This is a genomic window from Loktanella sp. IMCC34160 (assembly GCF_004145845.1).
In the GTDB taxonomy this organism is placed as follows: Bacteria; Pseudomonadota; Alphaproteobacteria; order Rhodobacterales; family Rhodobacteraceae; genus SELP01.
Genome location: NZ_SELP01000004.1, coordinates 189949 through 212517, shown reverse-complemented (window position 1 = coordinate 212517; position 22569 = coordinate 189949). Strand labels below are relative to the sequence as shown.

Below are 22569 nucleotides of genomic sequence, written 5' to 3'. Positions count from 1 at the left end.
GCCGCAGGCCCGCGCCCCCGGCGACGCCGAAGGCGGCGCAAAACCTTCTCAGGTCACAACATCGGGCGCGCTGCGCCCCGTATGGGCCGATATCCCTGCGATTTCATCTGCCGCGGCGATGATCGGGGCCAGCGCCTCTTGCGGGTCACGGGTCATGCGGGCGGGATCGGTTTCCCTGTCTTCCAGATAGACCCGCAGCGTCGCCCCTTCGGTGCCGGTGCCCGACAGCCGGAACACAACCCGCCCGCCCGAGGTGAAGGTGATCCGCACCCCCTGCCCCGCCGAATGGGACCCGTCCACCGGGTCGTCGTAGGAAAATTCGTCCGCCGCCGCGACAGTGACCGGCCCGACCGACTGCCCCGGAAGCTCTGCGAACCGGGCGCGCAGCCCGTCCATCAGCGCGTTTGCCTTCTCGGTCTCGACTGCCTCGTAATCGTGGCGGCTGTAGTAGTTCCGCCCGAATTCGGCCCAATGGTCCGCCATGAGGTCTGCCACCGGTTTGCCCGTCGCGGCAAGGATGTTCAGCCACAGAAGGACCGCCCAAAGACCGTCCTTTTCACGCACGTGGTTCGATCCGGTGCCGGCGCTTTCTTCACCACACAGGGTCGCCCGGCCCGCGTCCAGCAGGTTGCCGAAGAATTTCCAGCCAGTCGGGGTTTCAAAGCAGTCGATCCCCAGCTTTTCCGCCACCCGGTCCACCGCGGCCGATGTCGGCATCGAGCGGGCCACGCCCGCAAGCCCCGCCGCATAGCCGGGGGCGAGCGTCGCCTTGGCCGCAAGCAGGGCCAGACTGTCGGACGGGGTCACATAGCAGCCGCGACCGACGATCATGTTGCGGTCGCCGTCCCCGTCCGAGGCTGCGCCGAAATCCGGTGCATCCGGGCCCATCATCGCGTCCATCAGGTCCTTGGCCCAGATCGGGTTCGGGTCTGGATGCCCGCCGCCGAAGTCGGGCAGCGGCGTGCCGTTGACCACGGTGCCTGGGGCCGCGCCAAGGCGGCGTTCAAGGATCTCGGTCGCATAGGGGCCGGTCACGGCGTGCATCGCATCAAACCGCATCCGGAACCCGCCCGCGAACAGGGCGCGGATCGCGCCGAAGTCAAACAGGCTCTCCATCAGGGCGGCATAATCGGTGACCGGGTCCACCACCTCGACCACCATGCCGGCCAGGTCGCTTTCGCCAAGGGTCGCCAGATCGGCGTCATGGGCCTCGGCGATCCGGTATTCGGTGATGCTCAGGGTTCGGTCAAAGATCTTGTCGGTCACGCCTTCGCTGGCGGGGCCGCCGTTGGGGCCGTTGTATTTCAGGCCGAAATCCTCGTCCGGGCCGCCCGGATTGTGGCTGGCCGACAGGATCAGCCCGCCGTCCGTTCCACGCTTGCGGATCAGGTGCGATGCGGCGGGCGTGGAGAGGATGCCCCCCTGCCCGACAATGCAGCGCGCCGCGCCATTCGCCGCCGCCATCCGCAGGATCACCTGAATGGCCCGGTCGTTGAAATACCGCCCGTCGCCCCCGACGACGAGCGTCTTTCCCGCGACCCCGCCGATCCCGTCAAAGATCGACTGCACGTAGTTTTCAAGGAAGTGCGGACCCATGAAAACACGGGTCTTCTTGCGCAGCCCGCTGGTTCCGGGTTTCTGCCCGGCGATCGGTTGTGTCTGAACGATGGTCATTTCCGGGGTCCTTCCTGTCACTGATCGCGTTCAAGGGTGAAGGCCACGACACTATGCGCCGCAACCTTCTCTTCGTCCATGGCCGGGCGGGCGGTCTGGGTGGCGGTGGACGAATCCAATCGCCGCATCCAGCGTTGCCCTTTGGGGCTGTCCGGCATGGTCACATCCAGCGCCTCGCCCACGTTGAAGACCGCGAACACCGCGCCTTCGCGTTTCGTGTATTCGGGCGAGCCAGAGGCCATGCGCATTTCCACCGTCAGGTGCCGCAGGTCCGGGTCCGACCAATCGCCATCCATCAGGGGCGATCCATCCGCCTTGCGCCAGAACAGGTCCGGTGCCCCATCGACAAGCCGGGTTGTCGCATGCAGGAACCGGGGCTGGCCCAAAATCGGGGTCATCTTGCGAAAGGCGATGGCGGATTTGCAGAAGGCCTGCATGTCCTTGTCCGCGCCAGCCCAGTCCAGCCACCCGATCTCGTTGTCCTGGCAATAGGCGTTGTTGTTGCCCGACTGTCCGTTGCCAAATTCGTCGCCCGCAAGGATCATCGGCGTTCCCTGGCTCAGCATCAGTGTGGCGATCATGGCGCGGCGGCGGCGGGCGCGCAGCGCGACGATGTCGGGATCGTCGCTTGGCCCTTCGACACCGCAATTGTCGGAACAGTTGTTGGAATGGCCGTCCTTGCCGTCCTCGCCATTCGCCTCGTTGTGTTTGTGGTTGTAGCTGACAAGGTCCATCAGGGTGAACCCGTCGTGGGCCGTCATGAAGTTGACCGAGGATGTCGCGGGCCGCCCGTCATGGTCGAACCGCAGGGCCGATCCTGCCACCCGGCTGGCCAGTTTGGACGACATTCCGGCATCCCCGCGCCAGAACCGGCGGACCTGATCGCGATACTTGTCGTTCCATTCGTGGAACGGCACCGGATAGGCGCCAAGCTGATAGCCCCCCGGCCCCACGTCCCACGGTTCGGCGATCATCTTGACCCGGTTCAGGACCGGATCCTGCTGAATCGCCCGGAAGAACGGCCCGTCCCGGTCAAAAGCCCCGCGCGTACGCCCCAGCGTCGAACACAGGTCAAACCGGAACCCGTCCACATGCATCGCCTCGACCCAATAGCGCAAGCTGTCCATCACCAGACGCAGGGTGAACGGGTTGTCGAGGTTCAGCGCATTACCCGTGCCACTGTCGTTGACGTAGTAGCGCGGGTCTTCGGCCAGCCGGTAGTAGCTTGCATTGTCCAGCCCGCGGAACGACAGGGTCGGCCCCAGTTCGCTGCCTTCGGCGGTGTGGTTATAGACCACGTCAAGGATCACCTCGATCCCGGCGGAATGGAACCGGGCGACCATCTGCTGGAACTCGGCGATATCGCCATAGGACATGTAGCGCGGGTCGGGGGCGAAGAACCCGTAGGTCATGTAACCCCAGTAATTGGTCAGACCCCTGTCCACCTGAAACCGATCGTTCAGAAAGGCCTGCACCGGCAGCAATTCCACCGCCGTGACCCCAAGATCGGTCAGGTGGTCCAGCATCTGGTTCGACGCCATCCCAAGGAAGGTGCCCGAATGCTGGATGTCGCGGCGGGTCGCGGTCTGCCCCTTTACATGCGCCTCGTAGATCACCGTGTCGGACATCGGAGTTCTGGGCGGCGCGTCCTTGCCCCAGCCGAACGACGGGTCGACGACCACGCATTTGGGCATGTAGGGGGCGCTGTCGCGCAGATCCTTGGACAGGTCCGCGGCGTTCGACGTCACATCGTAGCCGTGCAGCGCATCGTGCCAGATCGGATGGCCCGTCACCTTCTTGGCATAGGGGTCCATCAGCAGCTTGTGGTGATTGAACCGGTGTCCCTCGTCCGGCCGATAGGGGCCGTGGGCACGGTAGCCATAAAGCTGCCCGGGCCGCATTCCCGGGAAATAGCCATGCCAGACATGGCCCGACCGTTCCGGCAAGTCGATCAGGAACACCTCGTGCCCGTCATCATCGAACAGGCACAGGGTCATTCGCGTCGCGTGTTTCGAAAACACCGCGAAATTCACACCCTCGCCATCGAAGGTCGCGCCAAGGGGATACGGCTCTCCGGCCCGGATTGCGTAATTTCCTGCCATGGTCAGGCCAACAGATCCTTGTAAAGGGCCGCATACCGCGCGGCCGAGGTGCCCCAGCCGACCGGTTGCGCCATCGCGTTCTTTTGCAGCGCGTCCCATGTGTCCGGATCGGCGAACAGATCGCACAGGCGGGTCAGCGCATTGGTCAGCGCGCCCGCCGTGATCGGATGGAACTGCACCCCGGTCGCCACGCCCTTGGCCATCGCGGCGGGCGAGGCGTTGATCACCGTATCGGCCAGCCCGCCGGTCAGGGCGACCAGCGGCACCGTGCCGTAACGCAGCCCATAAAGCTGGGTCAGCCCGCAGGGTTCGAACCGGGACGGCACAAGGATTGCGTCCGACCCAGCGATCAGCCGGTGCGACAGGCCTTCATCATAGCCGATCCGCACCGCGACGTTTTCGTGATTGGCGGCCTGACGGAACGCCTCTTCCAGCGCGGCGTCGCCGCTGCCCAGAAGCGCCAGTTGTCCGCCCCGTTCCAACAAGGCCGGCAGCGCCTCGATCAGCAGGTCGAGGCCCTTCTGTTCGGTCAGACGCGAGACGACGCAGCACAGGGGGCCATCGGCGTCAGGCAGGCAGAATTCTTCCCGCAGCGCCGCCTTGGCCTTGGCCTTGCCCTTGGGGGTTTTGTAGGGCGCAATCTGACTGTCGGTCGCGGGGTTCCAGACATCTTCGTCGATGCCATTCAGGATGCCCGACAGGTCGGCGCGGCGGTCGCGCATCACCCCATCCAGCCCCATCCCGAATTCGGGCGTCATCAGTTCTTCGGCATAGGTCGGGGACACCGTGGTCAGCCGGTCCGCCCCCATCAACCCCGCCTTGAGGGCCGAGATATTGCCCCAGTATTCAAACCCTTCCGGCGTAAACCGGGCCGGATCCAGCCGAAGCTGGCGCAGCTTGGCCGCCGGCGCGATGCCGTGGAAGGCAATGTTGTGGATCGTCATCACCGTGCGGACGCCTTTGGCCCCGGCGTCGTGGAGGTATTCGCACATCAGCCCCGCCTGCCAGTCGTGGCCATGCAGGATGGCCGGATGCCAGCCGCCGATGCCATGCGCGGCGATCCGGGCCGCGACCCAGGACAGGGCGGCGAACCGTTCCGGGTTGTCCGACCAATCGCCGCCATGGGGCGCAAGATAGATGCTGCCGGGCCGATCATAAAGATGTGGCGCGTCAAGGATCAGCAGGTCCAGCCCTGCCACGGTCGCCTCGCGCACCTTGGCCGGGCCGCCAAACAGATCGTCGATTTCCATCGCCACGTCGGCCCCGGCCGCGGCGGCCATGACCACCGGGTATCCAGGCAGAAGGGTGCGCATCCGCACCCCTTCCGATGTCAGGGCCCCTGGCAGGGCACCGGCCACATCGGCCAGCCCCCCGGTCTTTACCAGTGGCGCACATTCCGAAACGACAGAAAGGACGTCGATCATTTGGAGGCTGCTCTCTTGTCCAGCATGTCTTGGGTGATCAGCGTGGTGCCCTTGGGCGTCACGCGGAACCACTTTGCATCTTCTGTCGGGTCTTCGCCGACCACAAGCCCTTCGGGGATGATAACCCCCCGGTCAATCACGCATTTCCGCAGCCGGGCGTGCCGGTTCACGGTCACATAAGGCAGGACGACCGCGTGGTCGAGGACGGCGTAGGAATTGGTGTGCACCTCGGTGAACAGAAGCGAATTGCGCACCTCGGTCCCCGAAATGATGCAGCCGCCCGACACCATCGACGAAATCGCGACCCCACGGCGGTCTTTTTCGTCGTGGATGAATTTCGCGGGCGGAACGCTTTCGGCATAGGTCCAGATCGGCCACTCCGGGTCCCAAAGGTTCAGTTCCGGGGTGAAGTTGGTCAGGTCGATGTTCGCCTCCCAGAAGGCATCGACGGTACCCACGTCCTTCCAATAGGCGCTTGCCTCGGGGTGGCGCACGCAGCTTTCGGTGAACCGGTGGGCCACGGCCTTGCCGTTCTTGACGATCTCGGGGATCAGGTCATTGCCAAAATCATGGCTGGAATTCGGATCTTCGGCGTCTTTCAACAGCAGTTCACGCAGGAACTTCCAGTTGAAGACATAGATCCCCATCGAGGCGAGCGCCTGATCCGGGTCTTCCGGGGTCGCGGGCGGATCTTTGGGCTTTTCAAGGAAAGAGGTGATCTGCCCGGTCGCATCGGTCGCCATCACGCCAAAGGCGGTGGCCTCCATCCGCGGGACAGTCAGGCAGCCGATGGTCACGTCGGCCTTGGACTCGACATGCTGTTGCAGCATCAGTTCGTAGTCCATCTTGTAGATGTGGTCGCCCGCAAGGATCACGATGTAGTCGATGTTGTAGCTGTCGACGATGTCGATGTTCTGGGCCACGGCATCGGCCGTGCCGCGATACCACATGCCTTCGTCCACCCGCTGCGAGGCGGGCAGGATGTCTAGGAATTCATTGCGTTCGGCCCGGAAAAAGCTCCAGCCTCGCTGCACGTGGCGGATCAGGCTATGGGCCTTGTATTGGGTCGCCAGCGCGATCTTACGGATACCGGAGTTCATCGCGTTCGACAGGGCAAAGTCGATAATCCGGGTCTTGCCGCCGAAATAGACGGCCGGTTTCACCCGGCGGTCAGTCAGTTCATGAAGCCGGCTGCCGCGACCCCCGGCAAGAACAAAGGCCATCGACCGTTGGCTCAGACGTCGTGTGGTAGGTTGCATGTCTCTCTCCCCTTCTTCAGCCTTTTGCGGCCCGGAAAACAACCGCCGACAGGGGCGGCAAGGTGACTTCGATGGATGCGGGGCGGCCATTGGCGGGCGTATCCGTCGCAACGACCCCGCCCAGATTGCCCCGGTTGCCGCCGCCATAGATGCTGGCGTCGGTATTCATGATTTCGTCCCATTGTCCGGTCAGGGGCACCCCAATCCGGAAACTGCTGCGCTCTACGGGCGTCAGGTTCAGGGCGACCAGAACCGGCGGGTCGCCCGCCTCGCCCTTGCGCATGAAGGTCAGGACCGACTCTTCGCTGTTGCCACCGTCGATCCATTCGAACCCGGCGGGATCGCAATCGTTCACATGCAGCGCCGGAACATCCCGATATAGTTGGTTCAGATCGCGGATCAGGCGCTGGATGCCGGCATGGGCCGGATCGGCCAAACTGGCCCAGTCGATCTGTTCGTCATGTTTCCATTCATGGGCCTGCGCGATTTCGCAGCCCATGAACAGCAGCTTCTTGCCGGGGAAAGTCCACATGTAGCCGTAGTAGGCCCGCAGGTTAGCGAATTTCTCCCAGCCGTTGCCGGGCATCTTTTCCAGCATCGACCCTTTGCCATGCACCACTTCGTCGTGGCTGATCGGCAGGATGAAGTTTTCGCTGAAGGCCCAGTCGATCGGGAAGGTCAGCAGATGGTGGTCATACTTGCGATAGATCGGGTCTTTTTCGATGTAGCGCAGGGTGTCGTTCATCCACCCCATGTTCCATTTGAACCCGAAACCAAGGCCGCCCACGTCCACCGGCCGCGACACGCCCGGAAAGCTGGTGCTTTCCTCGGCCACGGTCATGATCCCGTCGTGGCGGCCATAGGCTTCGACGTTCATCGCCTTCATGAAGTCGATGGCTTCGTAGTTTTCGCGGCCACCGTCCTTGTTCGGAATCCATTGGCCATCGTCGCGGGAATAGTCGCGGTACAGCATGGATGCCACCGCATCCACCCGCAGCCCGTCGATGTGGTATTCTTCCAGCCAATACAGGGCGTTGGCCACAAGGTAGTTCTTCACCTCGGTCCGGCCATAGTTGTAGATCAGCGTGTTCCAGTCCTGATGGAACCCCTCGCGCGGATCGGCGTGTTCATACAGCGCGGTTCCGTCGAACCGGCCCAGTCCATGCGCGTCGGCGGGGAAATGTCCCGGCACCCAGTCGATCAGCACCCCAAGGCCTTCGGCATGGGCGGCCTCGATCAGATCGCGGAATTCGTGCGGCGGACCAAAGCGGATGGTCGGGGCATACATGCCCACCGGCTGATAGCCCCATGACCCGTCGAACGGGAATTCCGAGACCGGCAGGAATTCAAGGTGGGTAAATCCCATGTCCTTGGCGTAGGCCACAAGTTCCTTGGCCAGCTCCTTGTAGGACAACGGGCGGCCACCATCGTCATAGCGCCGCTTCCACGACCCGAGGTGCACCTCGTAGATCGAAATCGGGGCGCGCCGGTCGTTCGCCGCCGCGCGGGTCTTCATCCATTTGGCGTCTTTCCAGCCATAGCCCGCGATGTCCCGCACGACCGAGGCGGTTTCGGGCGGATGTTGCGCGCCAAAGCCCGTCGGGTCTGCCTTCAGATGCAGGCCGCCGTGGGGGTCGATGATTTCATATTTATAGGTTGCCCCATCGCCCACGCCCGGCAGGAAGATTTCCCAGACTCCGGTGTTGCCGACCCGGCGCATCGGGTTGCCGCGCCCGTCCCAGCCGTTGAAGTCGCCCACAATCGATACCCGGGCGGCATTCGGGGCCCAGACGGCGAAATGGGTGCCCGCGACCTTTTCATGGGTCATGACATGGGCGCCCAGCGCCTCCCACAGGCGATAATGGGTGCCTTCGCCGATCAGGTATTGATCCAACTCGCCCATGACCGGACCGAACCGGTAGGGGTCTTCAAACCGGTGTTCGGACCCATCCGCGTAGGTCGCCGCAAGGCTATAGGTCTTGCCCCGAATCTTTCCGGAAAACACGTCGCCCCCCAGTGCGGTAAGGGTCGTCGTTGTCTTGCCGCAGATCGCATTCACGGCGGTCGCGCCGGGCAAAAAGGCGGTCACCCAATTGGCCCCACCATCGCGGTGCAGACCCAGCACGTCGAACGGCCGGTCATGCCGCCCGGCAGACAGCCGGTCGATATCCTCCTGCGTCAGGAATGCGGGCCCGTTTTTGGCGGCCATTATTGATTTCCTCCCGTTGCGTCACAGCATGTACCATGTCGCCGCTGTTAGCGTTAACATGATTTTTGGAGTCAATATAGACCGAAAGGATAGCGCGATAGCCCCCCAACCGGAAACCCGCCTTGCACCATGCGCATAGGGTGGGGTCGGTTCAGATCACGGCGCGTTCAAGGATCGGACGGCCCTCGGCGATCCGGTCATAGGCGAAAGGCGACAGATCGAAGGTGCGATATCCGCCATAGGTGATCAGCTCTGACATGCCGCGCCCCATGGCGGGGGACTGCTGCAAACCGTGCCCGGAAAATCCGTTCTGGAACAGGAAGTTTTCAACCCGGTCGTGCGGACCCAGAATGGCGTTCTGGTCCAGCAGGTTATAGGCATATTGCCCGGTCCATTCGTTGATCACCCGGATCGCTTCGAACTGCGGGATGCGGCTGGCGATGGCGGGCCAGACGGTATTTTCCCACAATCCGTGGTCCATCGTGAAATCGGCAGGGTCTGCGGCCGGGTCCGGGTCGCCCTTGCTGCCCGCCAGATAGGTTGTCGGTCCGTCCTGCCGCACATGAACGCCCGAGGGGTCGATCGTCAGCGGCAGGTCCATGTCGATCGGGTTCTCGGCGGTGAAGACCCAGGTGTAGCGCTTGCGCGGCTCTACCGGGATGTCGATCCCCGCCATGGCGGCGGTACGGGCCGCGCGGGGACCCGAGGCGTTGACCAGATGACCGCAGGACACGACCTCTCCGCAGGCGAGGGTCACGCTGTCCACCCGTGTCCCGGCGGCGTTCAGGGTCATGCCCGTCACCTCGGCCGCGACATATTCCGCGCCCTGTTCCATCGCCTTGCGCCGGAACCATTCGAACAGGGTGCCCCCATCCCAATACCCTTCGTCGCGGGTGTTGATGGAGCCAAGGACGATATCGTCCAGCTGATAAAACGGATAGCGCGCGGCAATCTGGTCGGCGGTCAAAAGCTCGGTTTCGGCCCCGGCGGCCAGTTGCACCTGCTGGTTGGCGCGCAGCACATCGGCAAAGCCTTCACTGTCGGCAAGGTAAAGGTAGCCGTAATTCTGCACCGTCAGGTTCGGCACCCGATCGTCACCGCCCATGTTGGCGCGCAGGTCGCGAATGAAATCGGCGGTGAACTGCGACATGCGAATGTTCAGGTCCATCGAGAACTGCTGCCGGATGCAGGAATTCGTGTGGGCCGTGGAACACCACGCATAGCTGGGGTCGCGTTCAAGGACGAGGATCGACCCGTCGAAATCCGGGTTCTGTGTCAGCCACCAAGCGGTCGACGATCCCATGATCGCGCCGCCAATAATCACCACGTCATAGGACGACCGGCGGGGCGACGCCCCGAATCCCTTTGCCGCCATCAGAACACCTCTCCCATGCGCGCGCGGGCCAGAATGGCGTCAATCTCGGCCCGATCAAGCCCGTAGTCACGGGCGGCGACCTCGGCGCTGATATAGCCCAGTGCAAGGTCGCGGCGGACCTGTGCCGGATCGCGTTTGGACGCGGGGCCATAGCCCGCCCCACCGGGGAAGGCCATCAGAACGCGGCGGCCGTGCGGAACGAATTGCTTGCCCTTGCCCTTCATCGGGGTGCCGTCGTCCTGACCGATTGTCGTGGGGGCGCCTTCGGCCCCGCCGCGCCGGCCGCGGGCCGGGTGGTTGACCCTGTCGAACATCGCCTGAATGTCAAACTCGTGGCCGTCGCGCGCGCCAACTTCCATGAATTGACCCAAGCCGCCGCGCGACTTGCCCGCGCCGCCGCTGTCGGGCCGCAGTTCCTTGCGCCAGATGATGACCGGGCCGACCTGCTCGGTCGCCTCGACCGGCATGGTCATCACGCCGGACGGAAAGGCGGTGGCGTTCATCCCGTCCAGCGTGGGCCGCGCCCCCGATCCGCCAGAGTTGAAGGTCAGCACCTCGGCCCGGACGGCCGATTTCGGCGCGGGGGCGTCGGTGCGCGGGCGCAGCGAGACCTGGAAGTTGCACAGGCACCCCGCCCCTTCGGCAGGCACCGTATCGGGCAACAGCTTGTCCAGCGCGTCATAGACCGTGTCCGGGACCATGTGACCGATCACATGGCGCAGGGCCACGGGGGCCGGATGCCGGGCGTTGACGATGCTGTCCTCGGGCGCGACCACCTCGAACGGGGCGAGGCTGGCAGCGTTGTTCGGTATCTCCGGAGCGATGGCGCATTTCAGCGCATAGCAGGCGTAGGCCTTGGTATAGACAAGCGGCACGTTGATGCCCTTCTTGTCCAGCCCGCTTGTCCCGTCCCAGTCACACAGGATGCGATCCTTTTCGATGGTCAGCCGCACCTTCAGGTCCACCGGGTTGGAATAGCCGTCGATCCGCATGTGCCCATCGGCCACGCCCGGTTTCAGGGCGTTGATCCGGTCCAGCGTGGCGCGGCGCGAATTGGTCAGGATGAAGTCGGAAATCCCGGCCAGATCCGCCAGCCCGAATTCCTGCATCATGTCGATCAACCGGCGATGACCAATGTCGTTACAGGTCGCCAGCGCGTAGATGTCCCCAACCAGCTGATCTGGTTCGCGCACATTGCCCCGGATGATCCGAATCAGGGTCTGGTCCACCTTGCCCCGGTCCGCGAATTTCATGATCGGGATATAAAGGCCTTCCTCGTAGACCGAGTTCGCATCGGCGCCAAACCCGCGCCCGCCGATATCGACGATATGGGCGGTGCAGGCAAAGAACCCCACATGCCGGCCCTGGTGGAAGGAGGGCGTGACCACGGTGATATCGTGCAGGTGGCCGGTGCCTTCCCACGGGTCGTTGGTGATATAGATATCGCCTTCGGCCATGTTGTCGGCGCCGATCCGGCGGATGAAATGCGGCACCGCGTCGGCCATGGCGTTGACGTGGCCGGGGGTGCCGGTCACCGCCTGCGCCAGCATTTGGCCCGCCTCGTTATAGACCCCGGCGGACAGGTCGCCCGCCTCGCGGACCGAGGTTGAGAAGGCGGTGCGCACCAGCGCCTGTGCCTGTTCTTCCACGACGGAGATTAGGCGGTTCCACATGACCTGATAGGCGACTTTGGACGGTTGGGTCATGGCTCAGGCCCCTTTCACGTTCAGGTCGATGGTACCGTCCGACAGGGCGCGGGCCCGGCGGCTGGACGGCACGACCACGGTCGTTTCATCTTCGGTGATCAGGGCGGGGCCGTCTGCGTGGCTGCCCGGCTGCATTCCGGCGCGGGGATAGATGGCCGCAGTGTCCGCCCGGCCCAGTGCCGCATCGAACAACTCGCGCTGCCCCGTCGCGGCGGGCTGGCCCGCGTCGGCCACATCGGCGGCGGGATCGACCGGGGGCAAGGGCGTGGTGGCGTTGACCGACCACACGGTGATTTCCGCCTCCATCCCATCGACGGACCGTCCGAACAGCTTGGCATAATCCTCTTCGAACAGCCGCAGGAAGGTGGCGGCGTCCGGGGCATGCGCCTGTTCGGGGGTCAGGGGCACGGGAATTTCCCAGCCCTGCCCGGAATAGCGCATATAGACCTTATGTTCAGTCAGGATATCGGCCTTGGCATCGCAGGACCGGACAAATCCCTGCGCCTCCTCCTCCATCTCGGCGAACAGCGCCTTGACCCGGTCGGGATCGAAGGCGCCGATCTTCATGAAAACGGACCGGTTTGCCTCGAAACTGAAGGGCGCGCGCAAGAACCCGATGGCAGAGCCGACCCCGGCCCCCTGCGGGATCAGGCAGCGGTCGATGCCCAGCTTTTCGCACAGGCGGGCGGCGTGCAGGGGGGCCGCGCCGCCGAAGGCGATCATCGTGTATTCGCTCAGATCCTCGCCATTTTCGACGGCGTGCACGCGGGCGGCATTGGCCATGTTTTCGTCGACCACTTCGGCCAGGCCCCAGGCCGCTTCGACCGGGTCCATATCCAGACGGTCGCCCAGATGGGCCGTGAGCGCGGCGCGCGACCTGTCGGGATACAGCGGGATCGTCCCGCCCGCGAAATTGTCAGGGTCCAGTTTGCCAAGGACCAGATCAGCGTCGGTCACGGCTGGCTTGTCCCCGCCCCGGCCATAACAGGCCGGCCCCGGTTCGGACCCCGCGCTTTCCGGGCCGACCCGAATCTGCCCCATCAAGTCCACATGGGCGAGCGACCCGCCGCCCGCGCCAATTTCCACCATGTCGATCACCGGGATCGAAATAGGCATCCCCGACCCTTTCTTGAACCGGTAGGTGCGGGCGACCTCGAACACGCGGGCAGTTTTCGGGGCGCGGTTTTTGATCAGGCAGATCTTGGCCGTGGTGCCGCCCATGTCGAAGGACAGAACCTTGTCCAGCCCGTGCCGTGCGGCGATGTCGGCGGCAAAGACCGCGCCACCCGCCGGACCGCTTTCCACCAGCCGCACCGGGAAATCGGCGGCGGTGTCGATATCTATGATCCCGCCACCCGAATGCATCAGGAACACCGGGCAATCGGCCCCCTCCGTCGCCAGACGGCCCTTCAGCCGCCCAAGGTAGGACTTCATCAACGGCTTGATATAGGCGTTGGCGATGGTCGTGTTGAACCGTTCGTATTCCCGCATCTGCGGGCTGACCTGCGACGATATGGAGACCATCACGCCGGGCAGCTTTTCCGCCAAAACCTCGGCCACCATCCGTTCATGGGCGTCGTTCACATAGGAATGCAGCAGCCCCACCGCGACGCTGTCATAGCCGGCGGCGGCAAGATCATCGGCCAGCGCCTCGACCTCGGCCCGGTCCAGGGGGATCAGGACATTGCCCTGCGCATCCATCCGCTCGGCCACGGTATATCGGCGGTTCCGGGGCAAAAGCGGCTCTGGCAGGGTCAGGTTCAGGTCGTATTGCTCAAACCGGCTTTCGGTCCGCATCTCGATCACGTCGCGGAACCCTTGGGTGGTGATCAGCGCGGTCTTTGCCCCGCGCCGTTCGATCAGCGCGTTGGTGGCAAGGGTCGTGCCGTGGATGATCTGGCCGATTTGGTCAGGGGTGATCCCGGCCTTGGCGCAGACCCGGTGCATCCCCTCGATGATCGCGTCTTCGGGCGCAGAATAGGTCGTCAGCACCTTGGTAGAATACCGGTCCGCGCCCACGTCCAGAACCACGTCCGTAAAGGTTCCGCCGATATCCGCGCCCAGCCGTATTCCGTCCCGTGCCATTGTCACCCTCGCAATTCGATTCCGGAGTAGACTAGCCGCATTGTTCGATCAGGAAAAATCCACATTGCGGATTGCCGCAATCAGGAATGCTTATCCTTCCGGCGGGAACAGCCCCTGCGCGATGTCTGCGGCGGTACGAATGTAGGGCGGCGTCGGGTCATTGTTCCACCGGGCGGCAAACGCCAGGTCTTCGGGGGTCCAGCCATAGTCGATCCGGCGCAGACGCCCCGCCGCGATCGGATCGGCCACCATGGCGGCGGGCAGACAAGCCAGACCCAGCCCGTCCATCGCCAGATGCAGGCAGGCGGCGATATTGGACGAGGGGACCAGACGGGCCGGACAGCCCGCGTCGCGGAAATGCTGTTCCAATTGCAGGAACGGGGCGGTGCCCCGGGCGTGGGTCAGGATCGGCTGTGCGGCCAAATCCCGCGCGGTCAGCGGGTCTGGCAGGCCGGGCTGACCCGCTGCCACGACCCAGACATAGGGCGACTGGCCCAGCGGCAGCTCGCGCCGGGCGGCGATGTCGAAGGGGCCGCTTTGAAAGGTCAGGTCCAGGTCCCGCTCGGCCAGCGCACGGGTCAGGTTCGCGCTCAGGTCCACGGTCAGTTCCACATCGACCGCCGGAAACGCCTCTTTGAAGCGCATCAGGAAGGGACGCAGCCATGTCTGCGCGACCAATTCGCTGACCCCAAGGCGCAGGACACCATCGAACAGATCGGCCCGGCCGTTCGCCTGCACCATATCATCCACCGCCCGCAGGATCGCGCGGCCATGGGGCAACAGGGCCGCCCCCTTGCGGGTCAGCAGGACAGAGCCTGCATCGCGGTCAAACAGCCGGTCGCCCAGCTGGTGTTCCAACTGCGATATCCGGTTCGAGATATTCGGTTGCGTGGTGTTCAGCCGCTCTGCCGCGCGGCGGAAATTGCCAAGGTCCGCGACGGTCACGAAGGCCTGAACATGCTTGAAGTTAAACTGCGCCATGGGCCGATCTGGAACGAACGCGCGGGCAGGCGCAAGCGCTTTCGCCCCTTCCCCGATGGCCCGCGCTGCACTATAGGGCGGCCATGTCCCAGAACCCGCCCAATCTCCGCCCCGACCTTGCGCCCCGCGCCCGGATCACGGAAACCGCCCGCCCCGGCCAGCCAACCATCGGCATGGTCAGCCTTGGCTGCCCCAAGGCGCTGGTGGACAGCGAACGCATCCTGACCCGGCTGCGCGCCGAAGGCTATGCGATCAGCCCCGATTACGCCGGGGCCGACGCGGTGATCGTCAACACCTGCGGGTTTCTGGACAGCGCCAAGGCGGAAAGCCTTGAAGCGATCGGCGAGGCGCTGACCGAGAATGGCAAGGTGATCGTCACCGGCTGCCTTGGGGCGGAACCGGAATATATCACCGGGGTGCATCCGCGCGTTCTGGCCGTGACCGGGCCGCACCAATACGAACAGGTGCTGGACGCGGTGCATGGGGCCGTACCGCCCGATCCGGACCCGTTCATCGACCTGCTGCCTGCCTCCGGCGTCAGCCTGACGCCGCGCCACTACAGCTATCTGAAAATTTCCGAAGGCTGTAACCACAAGTGCAAGTTCTGCATCATCCCCGACATGCGCGGACGGTTGGCGTCGCGTCCGGCCCATGCGGTGATCCGCGAGGCGGAAAAGCTGGTCGAGGCGGGGGTGAAGGAACTTCTGGTGATCAGCCAGGACACCTCGGCCTATGGGGTGGATATCAAACATGCCGAGGACCGGGGACACCGGGCCCATATCACCGATCTGGCCCGCGATCTGGGGTCGCTGGGGGCGTGGGTGCGGCTGCACTATGTCTATCCCTACCCGCATGTGCGCAACCTGATCCCCCTGATGGCCGAGGGGCTGGTGCTGCCCTATCTGGACATCCCGTTCCAGCATGCCCACCCCGAGACGCTGCGACGGATGGCGCGGCCCGCGGCGGCGGCGAAAACGCTGGACGAGATTGCGGCGTGGCGGCGGGATTGCCCCGATATCACCCTGCGGTCCACCTTCATCGTCGGCTACCCCGGCGAGACAGAGGAAGAATTCCAGACCCTGCTGGACTGGCTGGACGAAGCGCAGCTGGATCGGGTCGGCTGCTTTCAATACGAAAACGTCGCCGGGGCCCGGTCCAACGACCTGCCCGACCATGTGCCGGACGAGGTCAAGCAGGACCGCTGGGATCGGTTTATGGAAAAATCACAGACGATTTCCGAGGCGAAACTGGCCGCCAAGGTTGGAAAAGTCCTGGACGTGATCGTGGACGAGATCGACGAAGACGGCATCGCCACCTGCCGGACCAAAGGCGACGCCCCCGAGATCGACGGCAACCTGTTCATCGACGAGGGGACAGAGGGGCTGTCCGTCGGGGAGATCGTTCAGGTCGAAGTTGACGAGGCGGGGGAGTATGATTTGTGGGGGAGAATGAAAAGCTATGATTGATCGAAGCGCCTTGTCTCATGGCTTTTCCAAAGACCGTCTACCCAGTTTTCCGTGCTCAAAATGCAACCAAGGTACCTTGATTCCGGATGGTGAAGTTGAAGCAATTCATCCGGAATTCTCCATGGCGGTACAACGCGAAGATTGGTCCGATATCGAGATGATAGAGTTGCGGATATCGACAAGGCTCAAATGCTCCAACCCAAACTGTCGCGAAGTCGGATTTCTCTACTGCCACGGACAGGTCGAGTACTCCTTCGACGATCCCGAAGGATATGAAACTTGGTTCCGAATTGCAGCAATTAAGCCCACTGTTTCCATCATTTCATTGCCCGAGAGCTTGCCTCCTCGAATAAGAAAGAAACTTGAAGAAGCATTTGATGCCTTTTGGATCGGAAAAGGCCTTTCTGCAAATTGTCTTCGTAGCGCAATTGAAGAAATGCTGACTCATTTTGGCGTGCCCGACAACAAAGACGGCAAGTGGATTTCACTTGGAAACCGCCTGCATCAGTTCGCATTGGTCAAGAAGGAGGATGCCGAATTTTTGCGCCTACTTAGACCGATTACCAACCAAGGCAGCCATGGTGACGAGGTTAATCTGGATACACTCTTGGATGTTTTTGAGGCGCTCGAGATCTATCTGCAGCGAGCATTCTCTGGCCAGGAAGAGCGATTTGAACAACTGAAACAACGTATCAAGGATGACAATGAACGAGCTGGGTTCCAGTGACTATTGGCAGAATCTTTGTGTAACTATCGCGGCTAAACGCACCTCGATCTGTTAGGCCGCGCCCGGCCCGGGGTGGGCGCTTTGTCCGGTTTGGGCTTGGGGGCTTTATGGTGCCACCCCGCCCGAACGATTCTGCCATTTGTGCCGTCGCAATGCGCCCGCCCATGGGGCGGGGCGGGCGCGGCCCGGGCTTGTCGCCCGTGCCATGGGATGCTTTGAGGGGCCGACGAGGTCAGATAACGGTTCATGCCACTTGCCCGATCTGGCGTTCTGCCGCAGACTTCTTCCCATGAAGAAGCTCATCCTGCCCCTCTCCGCCCTCCTCCTCCTTGCGGCCTGCGCCACGGTGCCGCCTGCGGTGGAAGGGTCGCGCGGGTTCTTCTGGGGGCTGTTCGACGGGGCCGTGGCCCCCATCGCCTTTGTCGTCAGTTGGTTCTCCGACACCGTGGGCATCTACGGGGTTCCCAATTCCGGCGGCTGGTATGACTTCGGCTTTCTTCTGGGCCTGACCTGCTGGGCCGGTGGCGGGGCCGCGGCATCGCGCAGACGGGACTAGAGCCGCTCCAGATAGATCCGCACGGCGTCCTGCACGTGGCGGAACCGGTCGCCGCCCAGATGCTTGCCCCCGAACCAGCGGGTGACGCAGATCAGGTGCCCCTCCAGCCCCTCGCGTTCCAGCATCCGGACGATCACCATTCCGGCCCCGGCCTCGCCGTCGTCGTTCTTCAGCGGGCCTTCGGGCAGCAGCACCGCCCATGTGTTATGGGTCGCACGCGCGAATTTCTTCTTCCGGCACAGCTCCTTGATCAGCGCCCGCGCCGCCTCGGCCGAGGCACAAGGCGCGCCCGACACGGCGTATTTCGACCCCCGGTCGCTGATGATGTTGTCCAAAATCCGCATGGCCGGACCCTGCCCCGGACCCTTGACCCACATCAAGGCGAAAACGCCCCTTCGCTGCTAGGGGTTCGGGACCGTGAACAGAGAGGATCCCGCATGACGACAGCCCCAAAGACCGACGCCGCCAAGCCCGAAGCCGCCGCGCAAAAGCCCGCCGCCCGGACCACCCCCGCCCGCCGCGCCAAGCTGGCGCGCAAACCCTATGAGGAAGAAAAGGCCAAGCTGCAGGCCGAACTTCTGAAGGTCCAGCATTGGGCACAGGAAACCGGCCAGAAATTCGTGCTGCTGTTCGAAGGCCGCGATGCCGCGGGCAAGGGCGGCACGATCAAGCGGTTTACCGAACACCTGAACCCGCGGGCCGCGCGGGTGGTGGCCCTGAACAAACCGTCGGACGGCGAAAAGGGACAGTGGTTCTTTCAACGCTACATCGAACATCTGCCGACCTCGGGCGAAATGGTGTTCTATGACCGCAGCTGGTACAACCGCGCGGGCGTCGAACGGGTCATGGGGTTCTGCGAGCCCAATGAATACCTTGAATTCATGCGCCAGACCCCGGAGCTGGAACGGATGCTGGTCCGGTCGGGTATCCGGCTTTACAAATACTGGTTCTCGGTGACGCAGGACGAACAGAAGCGCCGCTTCGACAGCCGCGCCACCGACCCGCTGAAACAGTGGAAACTGTCCCCGATCGACAAGGCCAGCCTGAACATGTGGCCCGACTATACCGAAGCGAAAGAGGCGATGTTCTTCTATACCGATACCGCCGATGCGCCCTGGACCGTGGTCAAGTCGAACGACAAGAAGCGCGCCCGGCTCAACTGTATGCGCCACTTCCTTTCGACGCTGGATTACCCCGGCAAAGATCCCGAAATCGCCCGTGCGCCCGACCGCGACATCGTCGGTCCGGCCGCCAAGGTGATCCATAAGGACGGGCATATTCTGGGCAAGGCGCTGCACCCCGACACTCGCCACGCGCGGGACTGAATGAAAACAGGCGCCCGGGTGGCCGGGCGCCTGTCCTCCTCCTGCCGATGGCGGCCTCCTCAGCCCGCCATCAGCTCGGTCCAGAGCGCCCGGTTGGTGCAGAACTCCGGCGGCGCATCGGCGCGGTCATGTTCCAGAAGCCACTTGCGGCAGCTTTCCGGCTCGGGGCAGCCGCGGCAGCGGGTGATCGCATCGGCGTAATCCGCCTCGGTCAGGATGCCTTCGCGGATCGCGGCCTGAAGATCGACGCCACAGGTCTTGCCCATTGCAACGGTCTTCCAGAAATGGGTGCGCAGGTCGCCAAGGGTTTGCATGTCACTCTCCGGTCTTGAACGGGCCGACCCTGCACCGGTCCCGCGCGCCGGTCCTTGCGCCAGATCAAACCGGCGCCCCGGTCCACCAGGCGATCAGAACAAATACCCAGGCCACGCCGACCCCGATCCCGCAGATCGCTACAGCCGCCGATCCGGCGTCCTTGGCCTGCCGGGCGGCATCGCGTTTCTCGGTGGAAATGTCGTCGACGATCCGCTCCAGCGCCGTGTTCACGCATTCCATCGCCAGCACCATGATCCCGCCCATCAGAAGAAACCCCCGCGTGGTCAGCGACAGCGGCAGAACAAAGGCCAGCACCCCGAAAACCACATTCAGCCAGATCCACTGGTGAAACGACCCTTCGGTCTTCCAGACATGGGCCGCGCCACGCCAGGACCAGACGATCCGCCATTTCACCTTGTCCAACTCGCGCAGGATCATGATCCGCCCCCATTTGCCCCTCTGCGCCCAGTGAACCCGGCAAAACCCCGCCGATGCAAGACAAAGGTGACGCCGGGTGAGGCTCGACAGGGTCGGTCCGGGCCTTAACCTGACCGTTACCCGAAACTGGCAAGGTCAGGACCCGGACAAAATGAACCAAAGGTGGCGCCTGATGTCGGATTACCCCGCCTACGCCCGGTCCGAACGGATCGCCGATGCGGTGATCCATGCGCTTGGGGTCGGCTTTGCGCTGACCGGGACGATACTGCTGGTCGTGTTCGGCGCGGTTTGGCTGGGCGCGGGTCAGGTGGCGGCGCTGTCGGTCTATGGCGGCGCGCTGATCCTATCGTTCGGGGCCTCGGCCATTTACCACTTCACCCCCTGGGAAGCGGCCCGTCCAACCCTGCGGCGGATCGACCATGCTGCGATCTATGTGAAAATCGCCGGCACCTACACGCCGCTCGTCGTGCTGCTTGGCACCGGGTTTGGCTATGTGATCCTGGGGATCGTCTGGGGGCTGGCAATTGCCGGGGCCGTGATGAAGCTGTTTTTCTGGCGACGTCCCGGCAAGGGCGGGCCACTCCTCTACCTCGCGCTGGGTTGGATGAGCGTGTTTCTGGTCTGGTCCCTGTTCCCGCTCCTGCCGCTTGCGGCCTCGGTGCTGATCGGCGTGGGTGGGCTGCTCTATTCGGCGGGGGTGATCTTCTTCAACTGGGACAGCCTGAAGTTTTCGCTGGCGATCTGGCATGGCTTCGTGCTGGTGGCCTCCGGCTGCTTTTTCGCCGCCATCGCGTTGGGCGCTTTCGTAACGGCCTGACCCCTTCTTTGGGTCGATAAATATCCCGGGGTGAATGGCCCGAAAGGGCCAGAGGGGCAGCGCCCCTGCCGCGCGGGCCGCAGGCCCGCGCCCCCGGCGACGCCGAAGGCGGCGCAAAGCCTCCGGTACTCAATGCCGCCTCAATAGGTCGCGACGGTGCGCTGAACCACGGCATAGCGCTCGGCGTTGGCCGGATGGGTGCCAAGGAACCGATCCCCCGGATCGGGCAGGCGAAAGAAGAACTCCGCCCCTTTCAAAGGGTCAAACCCGGCCCGCAGGGTGATGATCGCTCCGAGTTGGTCCGCTTCCAGCTCGTGCTCCTTGGAATAGCTGCGCGCCGCGATCGTTGCACCGATCCGCTGCGCCCGGCTCAGATCCTCCGCCCGGGCGACCCCGAATATCCCTGCAAGCCCCCCGGCCAGAACCGCCCCCGCGGCCGCGGTCTGCTGCTGCCGACCAAGATGGTCGCGAATGTGGTGGGCTGCCTCATGTCCCAGCACAAAAGCCAGTTCGTCCGGGTTGCGGACCTCTGCCAGCATGGCAAGGGTCAGGATGATCATCGGTCGGCCCGCGGCATCGGTGGTCTGGAATGCGTTGGCGGGCAGGTTGGGCCGGTCGTCGACAAGGATCAGGAAATCGCAGTTCCGCAGTCCCGGTTGTCGGCTGCATTCCGCTTCCGCCACCGGCTCGACGGCCTCGGCCACCGCGATGGCCATGGCCACGATCTCTGCCGCCCGCTGGCTGGCCGGAGCCGGATCGGGCGCCACCGGCGCGGGTCGTGGCGGCATCACCTCTGTCGTCGTGCAGGCCGAAAGCCCCAGAAGGATCGCCGCCCCGAAGACCAAACCGCGCATTGCCGCCTCTCTCTTCTGCACCCTCTGTCGCGAAACCTACCATCCCGCGATCGGGCCACCAGCCCCAAGCGCGCGCCCCTGTCGCACATCCGCGTGATTTGCCGCCTTGCAACCACGCGGCGCGGCGCTAGGCTAGGCCCATGTTCAGCATCGAGCACGACTTTGACGCGACCGTCGTCACACTTGTCGACGAAGGGCCCGTCCCACTGAAGGAAGACGTTGTGATCAACGCCTTCGACGATTGCGTGACCATCGAGCAATATGATGCCCGACAGGACAAGGTGGTGACCATCACCCTGTCGCTGACCCAACTGACCGATCTGGAAGCGGCGCTTGACCTGCCCGAAGGGGTGTATCGGCTGCGCCGCGATGAAAAGGGAAACCCCGAATGAAACTTCTGCGCGTTGGCCCCAAGGGGGCCGAAAAACCGGCCCTGCTGGATGCTTCGGGCGTGGCCCGTGACCTGTCGGGCGTGGTCGTCGATATTGCTGGCGAGACCCTATCCGATACCGGGCTTGACCGGCTGCGCGCGCTGGATCCCTCCAGCCTGCCCGCCCTGCCCGCCGATGCCCGCATCGGGGCCTGCGTCACCGGCATCGGCAAGGTGATCGGGATCGGGCTCAACTTCTCGGACCATGCCGAAGAGATGGGCATGGACCTGCCCGCCGAACCGATCACCTTCATGAAGGCGGTGACATCGGTCTGCGGACCGGACGACGCGGTCGAGATCCCGCGCGGCTCTGTCGCCACCGATTGGGAGGTGGAACTGGGCGTGGTGATCGGCACCCGCGCAAAATACGTGACCGAGGCAGAGGCGCTGTCCCATGTGGCGGGGTATTGCACGCTGAACGATGTATCCGAGCGCGACTTCCAGATGCGCCGGTCCGGCCAGTGGGTGAAGGGCAAATCGCATGACACCTTCTGCCCCATCGGCCCCTGGCTGGTGACCCGGGACGAGGTGCCTGACCCCCAGAACCTGAAGATGCGCCTGAGCGTCAACGGAAAGGTGATGCAGGACGGATCGACCGCGACGATGTATTTCGGCGTGTCCACGATCATTTCGCATTTGTCGCATTTCATGACACTGGAACCGGGCGACGTGATCGCCACCGGCACCCCGCCGGGCGTGGGATCGGGCAAGAAGCCACCGGTCTACCTAAAGGCGGGTGACGTCATGGAATTGGAGGTCGAAGGTCTGGGCCACCAGCGCCAGACCTGCGTGCCGGCCTGAGTACCGCGATGGTGGGTCAAGACCC

At 63.9% G+C, this 22569-nt stretch carries 20 protein-coding genes; 7 read left to right on the top strand and 13 right to left on the bottom strand.

Annotated elements, in window-relative coordinates; genetic code table 11:
• Positions 1–48 precede the first annotated feature (48 nt).
• The 9 genes from EU803_RS12180 to EU803_RS12140 all read right to left on the bottom strand — a co-directional run bounded on the left by EU803_RS12180 (position 49) and on the right by EU803_RS12140 (position 14815).
• Positions 49–1674 (bottom strand): alpha-D-glucose phosphate-specific phosphoglucomutase, encoded by a 1626-nt coding sequence (locus EU803_RS12180; RefSeq protein ID WP_129683163.1) that lies wholly within the window; start codon positions 1672–1674, stop codon positions 49–51.
• A 17-nt stretch (positions 1675–1691) separates the two neighbouring features.
• Complete coding sequence (glgX, locus tag EU803_RS12175) at positions 1692–3776, bottom strand: glycogen debranching protein GlgX (protein WP_129683161.1); 2085 nt, start codon at positions 3774–3776, stop codon at positions 1692–1694.
• Positions 3777–3778: 2 nt separating this feature from the next.
• Positions 3779–5200 (bottom strand): glycogen synthase GlgA, encoded by a 1422-nt coding sequence (gene glgA / locus EU803_RS12170; RefSeq protein ID WP_129683160.1) that lies wholly within the window; start codon positions 5198–5200, stop codon positions 3779–3781.
• Positions 5197–6459 carry a glucose-1-phosphate adenylyltransferase gene (gene glgC, locus EU803_RS12165; RefSeq protein WP_129683158.1) on the bottom strand — a complete coding sequence of 421 codons (1263 nt, stop codon included), beginning with the start codon at positions 6457–6459 and terminating at the stop codon, positions 5197–5199. The genes glgA and glgC overlap by 4 nt, the downstream gene beginning before the upstream one ends.
• A 16-nt stretch (positions 6460–6475) precedes the next feature.
• Positions 6476–8668, bottom strand: coding sequence for a 1,4-alpha-glucan branching protein GlgB (gene glgB, locus EU803_RS12160; RefSeq protein ID WP_129683156.1), 2193 nt, complete (start codon positions 8666–8668; stop codon positions 6476–6478).
• 151 nt (positions 8669–8819) lie between these two features.
• On the bottom strand, positions 8820–10043 hold the full coding sequence (locus EU803_RS12155; RefSeq protein WP_129683155.1) for an FAD-binding oxidoreductase: 1224 nt from the start codon (positions 10041–10043) through the stop codon (positions 8820–8822).
• Positions 10043–11749 carry a hydantoinase B/oxoprolinase family protein gene (locus EU803_RS12150; protein ID WP_129683154.1) on the bottom strand — a complete coding sequence of 569 codons (1707 nt, stop codon included), beginning with the start codon at positions 11747–11749 and terminating at the stop codon, positions 10043–10045. The genes EU803_RS12155 and EU803_RS12150 overlap by 1 nt, the downstream gene beginning before the upstream one ends.
• A gap of 3 nt (positions 11750–11752) precedes the next feature.
• Positions 11753–13834, bottom strand: coding sequence for a hydantoinase/oxoprolinase family protein (locus tag EU803_RS12145; protein WP_129683729.1), 2082 nt, complete (start codon positions 13832–13834; stop codon positions 11753–11755).
• Between the two features lie 90 nt (positions 13835–13924).
• Positions 13925–14815, bottom strand: coding sequence for a LysR family transcriptional regulator (locus EU803_RS12140; RefSeq protein ID WP_129683153.1), 891 nt, complete (start codon positions 14813–14815; stop codon positions 13925–13927).
• A gap of 83 nt (positions 14816–14898) precedes the next feature.
• Here EU803_RS12140 and rimO point away from each other — a divergent pair, with 83 nt between their 5' ends.
• The 3 genes from rimO (at position 14899) to EU803_RS12125 (ending at position 17564) form a co-directional block, all read left to right on the top strand.
• Entirely contained in the window at positions 14899–16281 is a 1383-nt protein-coding gene (gene rimO, locus EU803_RS12135; RefSeq protein ID WP_129683152.1) for a 30S ribosomal protein S12 methylthiotransferase RimO, read from the top strand.
• Entirely contained in the window at positions 16274–17008 is a 735-nt protein-coding gene (locus tag EU803_RS12130; RefSeq protein ID WP_129683151.1) for a DUF4145 domain-containing protein, read from the top strand. The genes rimO and EU803_RS12130 overlap by 8 nt, the downstream gene beginning before the upstream one ends.
• A gap of 289 nt (positions 17009–17297) precedes the next feature.
• Positions 17298–17564, top strand: coding sequence for a lipoprotein (locus tag EU803_RS12125; RefSeq protein WP_129683150.1), 267 nt, complete (start codon positions 17298–17300; stop codon positions 17562–17564).
• Here the strand turns inward: EU803_RS12125 and EU803_RS12120 are convergent.
• A complete protein-coding gene (locus tag EU803_RS12120; RefSeq protein WP_129683149.1) occupies positions 17561–17908 on the bottom strand; it encodes a YigZ family protein in 348 nt (115 codons plus the stop codon). The two genes, EU803_RS12125 and EU803_RS12120, sit on opposite strands and share 4 nt — an antisense overlap.
• Before the next feature lie 93 nt (positions 17909–18001).
• Between EU803_RS12120 and ppk2 the strand changes: the two genes are divergently transcribed.
• The gene (gene ppk2, locus EU803_RS12115; RefSeq protein ID WP_129683148.1) at positions 18002–18889 is read left to right on the top strand and encodes a polyphosphate kinase 2; all 888 of its coding nucleotides are present in this window, start codon (positions 18002–18004) and stop codon (positions 18887–18889) included.
• 59 nt (positions 18890–18948) lie between these two features.
• Here the strand turns inward: ppk2 and EU803_RS12110 are convergent, their stop codons facing one another.
• On the bottom strand, positions 18949–19203 hold the full coding sequence (locus EU803_RS12110; RefSeq protein ID WP_129683147.1) for a DUF6455 family protein: 255 nt from the start codon (positions 19201–19203) through the stop codon (positions 18949–18951).
• 64 nt (positions 19204–19267) lie between these two features.
• Positions 19268–19642, bottom strand: a complete 375-nt coding sequence (locus tag EU803_RS12105) for a diacylglycerol kinase (RefSeq protein WP_347400085.1) — start codon at positions 19640–19642, stop codon at positions 19268–19270.
• 172 nt (positions 19643–19814) lie between these two features.
• On the opposite strand from EU803_RS12105, the gene EU803_RS12100 reads away from it, so the two are divergent.
• On the top strand, positions 19815–20459 hold the full coding sequence (locus tag EU803_RS12100; RefSeq protein WP_129683146.1) for a hemolysin III family protein: 645 nt from the start codon (positions 19815–19817) through the stop codon (positions 20457–20459).
• A gap of 140 nt (positions 20460–20599) precedes the next feature.
• On the opposite strand, the gene EU803_RS12095 is transcribed toward EU803_RS12100, so the two are convergent.
• Complete coding sequence (locus tag EU803_RS12095; RefSeq protein ID WP_129683145.1) at positions 20600–21313, bottom strand: M48 family metallopeptidase; 714 nt, start codon at positions 21311–21313, stop codon at positions 20600–20602.
• Between the two features lie 140 nt (positions 21314–21453).
• On the opposite strand from EU803_RS12095, the gene EU803_RS12090 reads away from it, so the two are divergent.
• Both EU803_RS12090 and EU803_RS12085 read left to right on the top strand, forming a co-directional pair.
• Positions 21454–21705, top strand: coding sequence for a hypothetical protein (locus tag EU803_RS12090; protein WP_129683144.1), 252 nt, complete (start codon positions 21454–21456; stop codon positions 21703–21705).
• Positions 21702–22544 carry a fumarylacetoacetate hydrolase family protein gene (locus EU803_RS12085; protein ID WP_129683143.1) on the top strand — a complete coding sequence of 281 codons (843 nt, stop codon included), beginning with the start codon at positions 21702–21704 and terminating at the stop codon, positions 22542–22544. The genes EU803_RS12090 and EU803_RS12085 overlap by 4 nt, the downstream gene beginning before the upstream one ends.
• Positions 22545–22569 lie beyond the last annotated feature (25 nt).